The following is a 12,813-nucleotide window of genomic DNA, read 5'->3' as shown; positions in this document are numbered from 1 at the left end:
TACCGGCCGATCCGGCCGGAAACTCCCAGAATTGGCAGGGATTCTAGCCGCGTCCCCAAGGATTGCGACTATCAGATGGAAGCGGGGGTTCCTTTTCCAAACTTGTGGAGGGGATCGCCTCCGGCGTCAGGTGAACAGGCGCGCGCTCAGCTCGCGGCTGGCCTCCAGCAGCAACGGCAGGAAACGGCTTTCCAGTTCGGCGCGGGAGACCCGCCCGGCATGGGTGCCGACGTTCAGCGCGGCGAGCACATGGCCGGCGGAGTCGCGTACCGGCACCGCCAGCGAGCGCAGGCCGACTTCCAGCTCCTGGTCGACGATGCACCAGCCCTGGCGACGAATCTCCACCAGGCACGGCAGCAGGGTCTCGGGGGTATACAGGGTACGGCTGGTCTTGGCCTGCATCTCCACTCCGCCGAAGTAGGCGTGCAGCGCGTCGTCGTCCAGCGCGGCGAGGAGGATGCGGCCCATCGAGGTGCAATAGGCGGGCAGCCGGCTGCCGACGTTGAGGTCCACCGAAATCAGCCGCTGGGGAGTGGCCGAACGGGCGATGTAGAGCACGTCGTCGCCCTCCAGGGTGGCCATCGAGCAGGCTTCGTGGAGCTGTTCGCTGAGGCGGTCGAGGATCGGCTGCGCGGTGATCGCCAGCGGCGTCGACGACAGGTAGGCGTGGCCGAGGGTGAGCACCTTCGGCAACAGCGAGTAGGTGCGCCCGTCGGTGGTGGCGTAGCCAAGCTGCATCAGCGTGTGCAGGCAGCGACGCACGGCGGCGCGGGGTATCTCGGTGCGGTGGCTGATCTGGGCGATGGTCAGGTGCCGCTTGCGCTCCTGGAACGCATGGATCACCGCCAGGCCACGGGCCAGCGAGGTCATGAAGTTGGGATCGCCGGTGAAGGCCTCGATGCGCTTGGCCGGCGAAAGGACGGTCGGCGGCGCCAGGGTGGCGGGGTGTTCCGGGAGTTCGCTCATGGACGTTCGGGCTCGGGTCACGGAAAGGCTCGCCGATTATCGGACACTCGTTCGATCATCGCAATTGACCGGAGCGCCTCCGACTGTAGTACTGTCGGGGCTACCCATCGCCCTCCGGGAGTAATGTCAGGTACCCATCGGCGGGTTCTGGGTACGCCCTTGCCGCTCCGGCAAGGGCGCCCTTCCTTCCCGCGCGATCGATGCGCCTAGAAGTCAAAGAACACCGTCTCGTTGTCGCCCTGGATGCGGATGTCGAAACGGTAGGCGAGCTGTCCGTCCACTTCGCAGCGCTGCGCGAGCAGGGTGTCGCGACGCGGCGCCTGCTCGATCAGGTTGAGCACCGGACAGGCGGCGTTGGCCTCGGTCTCGTCATCGAAGTACAGCCGGGTCTGCAAGTGGATGTTGATGCCGCGGGCGAACAGCGAGACGTTGATGTGCGGCGCCATCGGCACGCCCTGGGCGTTACGCACCACCCCCGGCTTGACCGTGTGCAGGGTCCACTCGCCGGCATCGAAGGTGGTGGCGGTGCGGCCGAAGCTGTTGAACGGACGCTCCGGATCGTAGCGCTCCTGGTAGCGGCCTTCGCTGTCGGCCTGCCAGAACTCCAGGAACGAGTCGCGCACCAGGTGGCCGTTGCCGTCGTAGACGTGGCCGAGCAGGAGGATGTGCTGGCCCGGCGCGTCTTCGCGGGCCATGCGGTTCCAGATCTCCAGGTCACGGGTCGGGTTGCCGGCGGCGGCCAGCGCCAGGCCGATGTGGACATAGGGACCGGCGGTCTGGGAAGGGGTTTCCCGCAGCAGTTCGTGGCTCATGGTCGGCTCCTCAGACGTTCTCGAAGAAGGTCTTGCGCTGCCCGCGCAGGACGATGTCGAAGCGGTAGGCCAGGCAATCCATCGGGTTGGCCATGCTCATGTCGAGCCGGCCGATCAGGCTCTGCGCCGCCTCCGGGTCGGCAAGGGTGCGGATGATCGGGCACTTGGGGATCAGCGGGTCGCCCTCGAAGTACATCTGGGTGACCAGCCGCGCGGCGATCGCCGGGCCGCTGACAGACACGTGGATGTGCGCCGGGCGCCAGTCGTTGGGGCCGTTGCGCCAGGGATAGGGCCCGGGCTTGATGGTGCGGAAGTAATAGTGGCCCTCGCTGTCGGTGAGGGTCCGGCCGACGCCGCCGAAGTTCGGGTCGAGCGGCGCCAGGTAGCGGTCGTTCTTGTGCCGGTAGCGCCCGCCGGCGTTGGCCTGCCACATCTCCACCAGGGTGTGCGGGACCGGCTTGCCGTACTGGTCGAAGACCCGGCCGAACATGATGATGCGCTCGCCCTGGGGCAGGCCGCCGTGGTCGAAGTTGAGCAGCAGGTCGTTGTCGTGGCGGCCGAGCCTGAGGTGGGAGAAGTCCGGCCCGCTGGTTTCCGAGAGCGATTGCGGGATGCTCACCAGCGCCTGGCTCGGCGAGCGCGGCACGGAGGTCTTGTAGTCGGGGGTCAAGGCTTTGGGGTGCCAGTTTCGGTCACGGATGACGAAACGACGGCTTTCGGCGTCGTGCATGTCGGGCTCCTGTTATTCGCGTTATCGGTCGCCAGGCTTGTGGATTCAGGCATGGAAAACGAAGTCTTGCGCAGGAGGCGGGACGGGGACAGTGAATTATCCGGCCCCATACATAACCATTTGGTTATGCTTTATCAGTGCAACTCGGCGGCCACCTCGCGCAACACCGCGCTGAACCATTGCGCCCCCAGCGGCAACGGCAAGGCCGCGTTGTGGCACAGCCCGACCGAACCGCCCGGTTCGCGGATACCCAGGTCCAGCTCGGCCAGCTCGCCGTTGCCGACGTCCAGGCGCACGGCATCGCGCGGCGCCACCCAGATCGCCTCGCTGCGCAACACATAGCTGCGGCTGAGGGTCGGCGAGAGGGTTTCCAGGCGCTGTCTGGCGAGCGCGATGCCCCACTGCACGAACAGGCTGTCGGCGTGGCGGCGGATGGTGGTGCCGGCCAGCGGCAGCACCAGTGGGAATTCGGCCAGCCGCTGCAGGTCGCCGAGGGGCGCGGCGAGCAAGGGGTGGCCGGGACGCACCACCAGCATCATCGACTCGCTGTACAGGTGCTCGAAGGTCAGGCCCTGGATGTCCGGGCTATCGGTCATCCGCCCGACCACCAGGTCCAGCTCGCCGACCTTCAGTTGCGCCAGCAGGTAGGCGCTGGGTCCGGTGGCGACGCTGACCACCAGCGCACCGTGGCGCCGGTGCAGGCGCCGGATCACCTCGGGCACCACCAGGCTCTCCACCGTCGACAGCACGCCGACCCGCACCGTCTCGACCTGCGCCTCGTGGCCGCGCAGGGTGTTCACCCCGTCGCGCAGGGCCTGCACGCAGGGGCCGGCATAGCGCAGGAAGGTCACGCCCGCCTCGGTCAGCTCGGCGCCGGCCTTGCTCCGTTCGAACAGGCGCGCGCCGAGGATTTCCTCCAGTTCCTTGAGGGTCTTGGAGATCGCCGGCTGCGACACCGCCACGGCATCCGCCGCCTTGGCGAAGCTGCGCTGGCGGGCGACTTCGAGGAAGCAGGCGAGGTGGCGGAACTTGATGCGGTTGTCGAGGTTCATGGGGCGGCCGTGGCGGCGAGTGGTGCGGGCATGGTACCCAACGGGCGGGTTGGGAACGAGGTGTGGCGTGCGGCGAGGTCGTGCCAGGCGGTTCTCCGCCTTCCTTTCCCCAAAGGGAGAAGGCACTGGATGGCGGAACGACTCACGCGCCGGGCAATCCCTTCCCTGGGGGAAGAAGGAACCGGATGGAGCATGGTCGGGCAGCATCGCGCCGACCCTTCGCCCTTCAGGGGGGCCTCCACGTCCAGGAGGACGCCGGGGAACCCCACCTGGAGCGAGCGCCGACTCAGAACTCCACCGTCGTCGACACCTGGAACTGCCGGGGCTCGCCCATCGCCACGTACAGTCGATTGGCACTGGACGGGTAGTAGGTGCGGTCGAACAGGTTCTTCACGTTGAGCTGGAACTTCACGCCGTGCCCGCCGAAGCGGGTGTCGTAGCTGGCGAAGGCATCGGCCACGGTGTAGGACGGCAGGTCGAAGGAATTGGCCGGGTCGCCCGGGCGCTTGCCGACGTAGCGCGCGCCGCCGCCCAGGCGCAGGCGGTCGCCGCCGAAGAGCTGGCCGAGTTCGTAGACCGCCGACAGCGACGCGGTGTTGCGCGCCACGTTCTGCAGGCGCTTGCCCTCCAGGGTCGGGTCCTCGGTGACTTCCGCGGCGAGCCAGGCGTAGCTGCCGATCAGGCTCCAGCGTTCGCTGAGCTGGCCGGTGAGGTCCAGCTCCAGGCCGCGCGAGCGGACCCGGCCGGCGGCGCGCACGCTGCTGTTGCCGGCACCGTCGAGTTCGTTGACCAGCACGTTCTTCTTGCGAATGTCGAACAGCGCCAGGGTGCCGCTGAGACGCCCCGGCACATCCAGCTTGGCGCCCAGCTCCCAGGAGGTCGCCTCCTCCGGCAGGATCGCCGAATCGATGGTCTCGCCGGTGCTCAGCGGGGCGATGGTCGAGTTCGGCTTGAACGAGCGCGTGTAGCTGCCGTACAGCGAAACCTCGTCGCTCAGGCGGTAGACCAGGCCGCCGCGCGGCACCCATTTCTGCCCGTTGATATCGGTGTTGGCGTTGAACGGCCGGCCGCGCCCGGCGAGCTGGTCGTAGATCTGGTAGCGCGCGCCGCCGACCAGGATCCAGCGTTCGTCCAGGTGGATCGAGTCCTGGAAGTACAGCGAGTCGCTGCGCAGCTTGTCGGTCTGGTCGCTGTCGCCGGCGACCACCCGGGTCGACGGCACCACCTGGCCATAGACCGGGTCGAGGTAGTCGAAGCGGCTGGTCTTGCTGTCGCGCAGCAGGTCGGCGCGGAAGATCTTGCGCTTCTCGTGGTCCATGCCGAATTGCAGGTCATGTTGCATCCCGGCCAGTTGCAGCGTTCCGCTCAGGCCGAGGGTGGCGAAGCTGTCGCTGCTGACCGCGCCGTGGGTGCCGTCCATGCGCCGGGTCAGGGTGCCGTCGGCATTCACGGCCATCACCCGGGCCTGGTTGTCGTCGTAGGTCTCGCGACTGTAGCCGTAGCCGAAGTGGGCCTTCCAGGTGTCGTCGAGCTGCCGTTCGAGATCCAGGCGGGTCAGCTCGGAACGGCCCTCGGTGATGTTGAAGGGCTCGTCCAGGCGCCGGCTGCGCGGGATGTCCAGCGGGCGGTTGGTACGCGGGTCGATGGCCGTGCCACGGTCGAACGGCGTGGTGAACTCGCGGTGCTCGTAGCTCAGGTTGACCGTCGTGTCCTCGCCGTACCAGGCCAGCGAGGGCGCCACCAGCATCTCGCGACTCTTGCCGAAGTCGCGCCAGTAATCCTCGTCCTCATGATCGAGGATCATCCGGTAGGCCAGTCCGCTGTCGCCCAGCGGGCCGGTGGAGTCGAGCTGGCCGCCGCTGCCGTTGCGCCCGTGGGCGTAGGCCGAGCCACGCAGGGTCAGGGCGTTGGCTTGTTGCAGTTGTGGCTTCTTGCTCACCACGTTGACCACCCCGCCCGGATCCTGGATGCCATAGAGCAGGGATGCTGGCCCCTTCAGCACCTCGACGTGGTCGGCGGTGGCGGTGAAATTGCGGCCCTGCACCGAGGGCATGCCGTCGCGCATGATCGAGCCGTCGCGGTTGTCGCCGAAGCCGCGCTTCATCACCGCGTCCTGGGTACCGCCGAGGGTGTTGGCCTGGGTGATGCCGCTGATGTTGCCCAGCGCGTCGTCAAGGTTGCGCGGGCGCTGGTCCTGCAGCGCCTGTGCCGGGACCACGCTGATCGCCTGGGGGATTTCCAGTAGCGGCGCATCGCCGCGGCTGATCGAGGCGTTGGCCGCCGGCCGGTAGCCCTGCGCCGGGGCGGCGGCGGAGACCGTCGTGGCATCGAGGTCGAGCGCGCCGCTGGCGGGGATCGGTTCCAGGGTCAGGGTGCGCTCGTCGATCCGCCGCGCGCGCAGGCCGCTGCCCTGCAGCAGGCGTTGCAGCGCCTCCTCCGCGTCCAGCGAACCGTGCAATGCCGGAGCGGTCGCCTGCGGCGGCAGCTCGGCGGTGTAGAGCAGCGTCTGCCCGCTGGCCCGGCTGAACGCGTTGAGCGCCTGGGCCAGCGGCGCGGCAGCCTGGCTGAAGCGGTAGCGAACCGCCTCGGCGGCCTGCACGGTGGCGGCGAGACAGCCGAGGCTGAGGAACAGGGCGGGGAGAGTACGCAGGGCGAAGCGCGGGAACGGGGTCATGGGTTGCTCGTGTCGGTCGCTTTTCTAATGCGAATCAATCGCGGTCATGAGCACTACACGAAGCGGCGCCGGATTTACCTCACCCCGCAGGGCAAAAAAATTCTTCGCCGGGAAAGATTCCTGCGGCCAAACGGACCAGGGCCACCGTCAGCGAATCACCACCAGGCGTCCGAACAGGATCTGCTGGCGATAGCCGAGCACCGCCTGCAGCGACTTCAGCGCGGCTTCGGGATCGTCGCTGCGGAAGCTGCCGCTGACCGGCTGGCGGCCGAGCGCGTCGTCGAGCAGGAGAATGCGTCCGGGGTAGTAGCGAGCGAGTTCGTCGAGCACTTCCGCCAGCGGCCGCCGGTAGAAGCTCAGCCAGCCCTGGCGCCAGGCCAGCGCGGCGGCGGCGTCGATGGCCACGGGCCGGCCCAGCCTGCCGTCGGCGAAGCCGACCTGCTGGCCGGCGCCCAGCACTTCCTCGGCGGCGCCCGCGCCCGTGCCGGCGCTCACCGCGACCCGCCCTTGCAGCACGGTGACGCGGGTCTCCCCGGCGCCGCGACGGACCTCGAACTCGGTGCCCAGTACCCGCGCCCGGCCTTCGCCGGCCTCGACCACGAATGGCAGCGTGTCGCGCTTCACCCGCAACGCGGCGGCGCCGCGCAGCAGTTCGACCCGCCGCTGGCCGCCGTCGATACGCACGCGCACCGCGCTGCCGGCGTCCAGGCTCAGGTAGGAGCCATCGGCCAGCTTCCATTCGGCGACCTGTCCCGGCGCGGCGACATAGTCGGCACGCCAGTCCTGCAGCCAGTCGCCGGGCTGCCACCAGCCGCCCAGCCAGAGCATCGCCAGCAGGCAGGCGACGCTGGCCAGCGGGTAGGCCCAGCGCCGCGGGTTGCGCGACGCTCGGCGCGGCCGCAGGTAGGCTTCCAGGGCATCGGCCTCTTCGATGGCCAGGCGGCTCGCCGGTATTTCCGTCAGGCGCCAGAGCGCCTCGGCGCGGGCATAGGCCTCGGCATGCGCCGGCCGCTGCGCCAGCCAGTCCTCGAAGGCCCGCCGGGTCGCCGCATCCGGCGTACCGCGCAGGCGCACCAGCCAGGCCTGGGCGGTCTGCTCGAGGACGGGCTCGTAGGGCGCGGCGTCGCTATCGGGTCGGGTCATGGCTGGGCGCTCCTTGCCTGCTCGCCGGCCGGGCCGGCCAGGCTCGCCTTGCAGGCGTCGAGGGCGCGCATCATATGTTTTTCCACGGCGCTTTGGGAAAGCTGCATGGCCTGGGCGATCTCCGCGTAGGTGCGGCCGTGGATGCGATTGAGCAGGAAAATCCGCCGGGTGCGCTCGGGCAGGCCGCGCAAGGCGGCCTCGACCCGGCGCCACTGGTCGCCGGCCTCGAGCGCCTGCTCGGGACCGACCGGCTCGCCCTGGCGCTGCTCCGGCAGCCAGTCGTCCAGTTGCCGTTGCCGCGATCCTTCGCCACGCAAGTGGTCGATGGCCAGGTTGCGCGCGCTGCGCAGGAGGTAGCTGCCAAGCTCCTCCACCGGGGCGGCCGGGCGCCGCCAGAAACGCAGGAACAGCTCCTGGACCAGGTCGGCGGCGGTCGCCCGGCAGCCGACCCAGCGGCTGACCAGGCTTTCCATGCGCTGGCGCTGGGCCAGGAAGGCCTTGAGGAGATCCGCGCGGCGCGCCGCCTCGCCGTCTGCCGGCAAGGCATCCGGGCGCGGGCCGGGAGGTAGGTCGCGGTCGGGCATCGGTGAGGACGGCTGCACGAAAGCCGGCGCCGGGGCGGCGCCATGGGAATGCTGAGCAGGCCTTCAAATGATAATGCTTATCATAAATACCGAGAAGCCAGCGACGACGAAACGCCTTGCGGGTCGCGCGCCGGGCTATCCGGCACGCCGCCCCTCACTTCACCAGGCGCGCATCCAGGCTGTTCTGCGCCAGGCGCCTGGCCTGCTCCTCGGTCATTCCCAGGCTCTGCTGCAAGGCATGGAAGTTCTCGGTGACATAGCCGCCGAAGTAGGCCGGGTCATCGGAGTTCACCGTCACCTTCACGCCGCGTTCGAGCATGTCGAGGATGGTGTGCTGGCTCATGTCGTCGAACACGCAGAGCTTGGTGTTGGACAGCGGGCAGACGGTCAGCGGGATCTGTTCGTCGATCAGCCGCCGCATCAGCCGCTCGTCCTCGAAGGCGCGTACGCCGTGGTCGATGCGCTCGACCTTGAGCAGGTCGAGGGCTTCCCATATGTACTCGGGCGGCCCCTCCTCGCCGGCATGGGCGACGGTGAGGAAGCCTTCGCTGCGGGCCCGGTCGAAGACCCGCTGGAACTTGCTCGGCGGATGCCCTACTTCCGAGCTGTCGAGGCCGACGGCGATGAAGGCGTCGCGGAACGGCAGCGCCTGGTCGAGGGTTTTCTGCGCCTGTTCCTCGCTGAGGTGGCGGAGGAAGCTGAGGATCAGCCCATGGCGGATGCCCAGCAGCTTCTCGCCGTCCCGTAGCGCGGCGCGGATGCCGGCGAGCACCACCTCGAAGGGAATGCCGCGATCGGTGTGGGTCTGCGGGTCGAAGAACGGCTCGACGTGGACGACGTTCTGCGCCTTGCACTTCTGCAGGTAGGCCCAGGTCAGGTCGTAGAAGTCCTGCTCGGTGCGCAGCACGTCGGCGCCGGCGTAGTAGAGGTCGAGGAATTCCTGCAGGTTGTTGAAGGCGTAGGCCTTGCGCAGGGTCTCGACGTCGTTCCAGGGCAGGGCGATGCGGTTGCGCTCGGCGAGGGCGAACAGCAGCTCCGGCTCCAGGGTACCTTCCAGGTGCAGGTGCAGTTCGGCCTTGGGCAAGGCGTTGAGCCATTCGTACATGGGGTGGGTTCTCGATCAGGCTGGTCTTGGCCGGCAAGTTTAACCTGTCCCGGGAGTCAGGCCCGCGGCAAACCCACGAGCCGCTCCCGCGCGCGACGGGCGGCTCAGGCCGTTTCGCCGCGCCGATAGGCATAGGTCTGCGCGAAGCGCGAGGTCAGCCAATCGCCACAGGTGGTCGGCGGATACTTCGGCGGGTTGTCCGCGTCGAAGCAGCCCGGCAGGCAGCGGATCTCGGTGTCCATGTGCGGTTCGGCGAAGAACGGCATGGAGTAGCGGTGCACCCCGCGCGGGCTGATCACCCGGTGCGGGGTCGAGCGGTAACGGTCGTTGCTCCAGCGCGCCATCATGTCGCCGATGTTGACCACGAAGGTGCCGTCGATGGGCGGCGCGTCGATCCATTCGCCCTGGCGGTTCTGCACTTGCAGGCCACCGGCGGCGTCCTGGTAGAGCAGGGTCACGCAGCCGTAGTCGGTGTGCGCGCCGGCGCCGGGCTGGTCGGCGCTCTGCCGGGCCGAGGCCGGCGGATAGTGGATCAGGCGGAACACGCTGACCGGCTGCTCGAAGCGGCGATCGAAGAAGTCCTCCTCGATCCCCAGGGCGATGGCCAGGGCGCGCAGCACGGTACGGGCCAGCGCCAGCATGTCGGCATAGTGTCCTTCCAGCAGGGCCTCCCAGCCGGGCAGGTCGGGGTGTCGGTTGGGCCCGTAGAAGGATTTGCCGGCGCGCACGTCGGGATGCTCCGCCGGCAGGTGCAGGGCCATGTCGAAGGTCTCCTTGAAGTCGCTGGGCAACGCCGGGTCGAGCTGCTCGGTGGCGATCGCGCCATAGCCGCGATGATTGCGGCTACGGGTGATATCGATCTTCAGCTTCTCTTCGACGGGCAGCGCGAAGAACTCCCGCGCCGCCGCCAGCAGGGCTTCGAAGCGCGCGGCCGGCAACGGGTGTCCGGCGATGTAGAAGAAGCCCCACTCGCGGCAGGCCTGGTCGATCCGCCGCGCCACGTCGTTCCAGGCGCCACGGTCGGCGCCGTAGAGCGGGGCGATGTCGATGATGGGTAGACGGTCCAATCGCGCTCTCCTCGATGGGTCCTGTACGGAAAGTGCCTGCGCTCGGCGACTTTTTCCATACAAGGCCAGGGCTCACTTCGGCAGGTCGGCCTTGATGCCTTCCACGTAATAGTTCATCGACGCCAGGTCGGCATTGGTCGCGCTGACGCCGGCGGCGAAACGCTCCTTGCCGGACTGGTCGCGGATCGGCCCGGTGAAGGGGTGGAAGGCTCCGCTGCGGATCGACTCGATCAGCCTGCCCGCCTCTTCCCGCACCGGCGCCGGCAGCACCTCCTGGTTCAGCGGCAGGACCACCGTACTCTCGGCCAGGCCACCCCAGAAGTCCTCGGATTTCCAGGTGCCGTCCATCACCGCCTGGGCCGAGCGGATATAGTGCGGGCCCCAGTCGTTGACGATCGAGGTGAGCACGGTCTTCGGACCGAAGTGCTGCATGTCCGAGGCGTAGCCCACGGCGTACACCCCGCGACGCTCGGCGGCCTGGATCGGTGCCGGGCTATCGGTGTGCTGGAACACCACGTCGACGCCCTGGTCGATCAGCGCGTTGGCCGCGTCGGCCTCCTTGCCCGGATCGAACCAGGTGCTCACCCACATCACCTTGAGTTCGGCCTGCGGGTCGTATTTGTCCAGCGCCAGCTGGATCGCGTTGATGTCGCGGATCACCTCGGGAATCGGAAACGAGGCGATGTAGCCGATCTTGTGGCTGCGGGTCATCTTCGCCGCGAGGAAGCCGCCGACGTAGCGTCCCTCGTAGGAGCGCGACAGGTAGGTGCCGAGGTTCCTGTCGCGCTTGTAGCCGGTGGCGTGCTCGAAGGTCACCTTGGGAAACTGCCGGGCCACCTTGGCGGTAGGGTTCATGTAGCCGAAGGAGGTGGTGAAGACCAGGCCGTAGCCGTCTTTCGCCAGGTTGCGGATGACCCGCTCGGCGTCGGCGCCCTCGGCGACGTTCTCGACGAAGCTGGTCTTCACCTTGTCGCCGAAGTGCTCCACCAGTTCGCGGCGGCCCAGTTCGTGCTGGTAGGTCCAGCCGTGGTCGCCGACCGGGCCGACATAGACGAAGCCGATCTTCAGTGGTTCGGCGGCCTCGGCGGCGAGAGCGCAGGCGCCGAGGCCGAGGACGGCGGCAAGGCGGCGCAGGACGGACATGCGGGATTGCGTGCGACGGTGTTTCATGGATGGGCGTGCTCCGGTGAGTGCAGGGTTGGCCATCGGGCGTGGCTTCGCGTTCAGCCCGCCCGCCGATGCAATTACCTGACCACCCGGACAACTCCGCTCAAGCTCGCGCTTCTGCGCGCCGCGTCATGCCGGCGCGGCTGCAGGACGGTGCAGCGCGCCATCGCTTGGTGCATGCCGGCGCCGCCACGATGGCGCTACCATGGGCGCTGGCTTTCCGTAACAAGGCACGCACGCGATGACCGCAATCTACCTGGCCGGGCCGGACGTCTTCCGCCCCGACGCCGAAGCCCATGGCGAAACCCTCAAGGCGCTCTGCGCCGAGTTCGGCTTCGTCGGCCTCTACCCGCTCGACCACGCCCTGCCCGCCGACATCCGCGAGCCAGCCGCACAGGCCGCCTGGATCTACCGCGCCAATGTCGGCCTGATCGAGCGCGCCGACTGCGTGCTGGCCAACCTCGAACCGTTCCGCGGCAGCGAGCCGGACAGCGGCACCGCCTTCGAAGTGGGTTACGCCCTGGCCCTGGGCAAGCCGGTATATGCCTACCTCAGCGATGCCGGCGCCTACGCCGAGCGCCTCGCCCGGCTGGCCCCGGAATGGCTCGGCGAGCACCCCGGCGAGGACCGCGACGGTTGGCAACTGGAGGGTTTCGGCCTGCCATTGAACCTGATGCTGGCGGTGCCTTCGCGGCTGGTCGCCGGCGGCCCGCGCGAGGCCCTGCGACGCCTCGCCGAGGAACTCGAGCGCGCCTGACATCGCGGGAAGGCCGTCGCCTAGCTGCTGGCAGATAGCCGCCGCCCGGCCCGTCGCTTGCCGGCCATAATCCTGGACAACAACGGCCCCATCCGGGAGGCCGGCCTGCAAGAGGCATCCGATGAACCGATCCAAGGGTTCCAGCAGCCGTCGTACCTTCCTGCGCCTGGCAGCCCTGCTGCTGCCCGCCGGCGCCCTGCTCGGCAGCCTGCCGGGCGTACGCGCCGCGGCCAGGCCGCGGAAACTCTATCTGGCCGGTCCCGATGTGTTCCGCGCCGACGCCGTCGCCCACGGCGAAGCACTCAAGGCACTGTGCGCACGCTACGGTTTCGAGGGCCTCTACCCGCTGGACAACGCGCTGCCGAAACAGCTCGCCGAGCCGCGCGAACAGGCGGCCTGGATCTACCGCGCCAACATCGGCCTGATCGAACGCGCCGACGCGGTGCTGGCCAACCTGAACTTCTTCCGCGGCGCCGAGCCGGACAGCGGCACCGCCTTCGAGGTCGGCTATGCCACCGCCCTCGGCAAGCCGGTCTATGGCTACGTCGACGACGCCGGCAGCTACGCCGAGCGAATCCGCCGGCACGCCCCGGAGCTGGTCGGCGAGGATCCGACCCGCGACCGCGACGGCATGACCCTGGAAGAGTTCGGCCTGCCGCTCAACCTGATGCTGGCGGTGCCGGCAACGCTAGTCGTCGGCGACGCCGAGCAGGCCCTGCGCCAACTCGCCAGCCGGCGCCACGGCTGACCCGGCGC

12 protein-coding genes are annotated in these 12,813 nt (G+C 68.8%); 2 read left to right on the top strand and 10 right to left on the bottom strand.

Annotated elements, in window-relative coordinates:
• Positions 1-126 precede the first annotated feature (126 nt).
• From ACI766_RS00795 to ACI766_RS00750, 10 genes are all read right to left on the bottom strand, one after another.
• Positions 127-966: an IclR family transcriptional regulator C-terminal domain-containing protein gene (locus ACI766_RS00795; protein ID WP_003083866.1), complete on the bottom strand. Its 840-nt coding sequence runs from the start codon at positions 964-966 to the stop codon at positions 127-129.
• Positions 967-1,172: 206 nt separating this feature from the next.
• On the bottom strand, positions 1,173-1,778 hold the full coding sequence (gene pcaG / locus ACI766_RS00790; RefSeq protein WP_003118582.1) for a protocatechuate 3,4-dioxygenase subunit alpha: 606 nt from the start codon (positions 1,776-1,778) through the stop codon (positions 1,173-1,175).
• Positions 1,779-1,788: 10 nt separating this feature from the next.
• Positions 1,789-2,508, bottom strand: coding sequence for a protocatechuate 3,4-dioxygenase subunit beta (gene pcaH / locus ACI766_RS00785; RefSeq protein ID WP_003118581.1), 720 nt, complete (start codon positions 2,506-2,508; stop codon positions 1,789-1,791).
• A 134-nt stretch (positions 2,509-2,642) separates the two neighbouring features.
• Positions 2,643-3,560 carry a pca operon transcription factor PcaQ gene (gene pcaQ / locus ACI766_RS00780; protein WP_057386376.1) on the bottom strand — a complete coding sequence of 306 codons (918 nt, stop codon included), beginning with the start codon at positions 3,558-3,560 and terminating at the stop codon, positions 2,643-2,645.
• 286 nt (positions 3,561-3,846) lie between these two features.
• Positions 3,847-6,234, bottom strand: a complete 2,388-nt coding sequence (locus tag ACI766_RS00775; RefSeq protein WP_033982075.1) for a TonB-dependent siderophore receptor — start codon at positions 6,232-6,234, stop codon at positions 3,847-3,849.
• 147 nt (positions 6,235-6,381) lie between these two features.
• Positions 6,382-7,377, bottom strand: a complete 996-nt coding sequence (locus ACI766_RS00770) for a FecR family protein (RefSeq protein WP_019681398.1) — start codon at positions 7,375-7,377, stop codon at positions 6,382-6,384.
• On the bottom strand, positions 7,374-7,919 hold the full coding sequence (locus ACI766_RS00765) for an RNA polymerase sigma factor (RefSeq protein ID WP_003112642.1): 546 nt from the start codon (positions 7,917-7,919) through the stop codon (positions 7,374-7,376). Before ACI766_RS00765 ends, ACI766_RS00770 begins: the two co-directional genes overlap by 4 nt.
• A gap of 196 nt (positions 7,920-8,115) precedes the next feature.
• Positions 8,116-9,066: an adenosine deaminase gene (locus ACI766_RS00760; protein ID WP_003112641.1), complete on the bottom strand. Its 951-nt coding sequence runs from the start codon at positions 9,064-9,066 to the stop codon at positions 8,116-8,118.
• A 104-nt stretch (positions 9,067-9,170) separates the two neighbouring features.
• Positions 9,171-10,133: an oxidoreductase gene (locus ACI766_RS00755; RefSeq protein WP_003112640.1), complete on the bottom strand. Its 963-nt coding sequence runs from the start codon at positions 10,131-10,133 to the stop codon at positions 9,171-9,173.
• 72 nt (positions 10,134-10,205) lie between these two features.
• Positions 10,206-11,303, bottom strand: a complete 1,098-nt coding sequence (locus ACI766_RS00750) for a BMP family ABC transporter substrate-binding protein (RefSeq protein ID WP_003118576.1) — start codon at positions 11,301-11,303, stop codon at positions 10,206-10,208.
• A 238-nt stretch (positions 11,304-11,541) separates the two neighbouring features.
• Here ACI766_RS00750 and ACI766_RS00745 point away from each other — a divergent pair, with 238 nt between their 5' ends.
• Positions 11,542-12,057: a nucleoside 2-deoxyribosyltransferase gene (locus ACI766_RS00745; protein ID WP_003106720.1), complete on the top strand. Its 516-nt coding sequence runs from the start codon at positions 11,542-11,544 to the stop codon at positions 12,055-12,057.
• A 121-nt stretch (positions 12,058-12,178) separates the two neighbouring features.
• Entirely contained in the window at positions 12,179-12,805 is a 627-nt protein-coding gene (locus ACI766_RS00740) for a nucleoside 2-deoxyribosyltransferase (RefSeq protein ID WP_076938804.1), read from the top strand.
• Positions 12,806-12,813 lie beyond the last annotated feature (8 nt).

Source organism: Pseudomonas sp. DL, assembly GCF_047199225.1.
Classification (GTDB): Bacteria; Pseudomonadota; Gammaproteobacteria; order Pseudomonadales; family Pseudomonadaceae; genus Pseudomonas; species Pseudomonas aeruginosa.
This window is presented reverse-complemented; position numbering and strand designations above follow the sequence as displayed.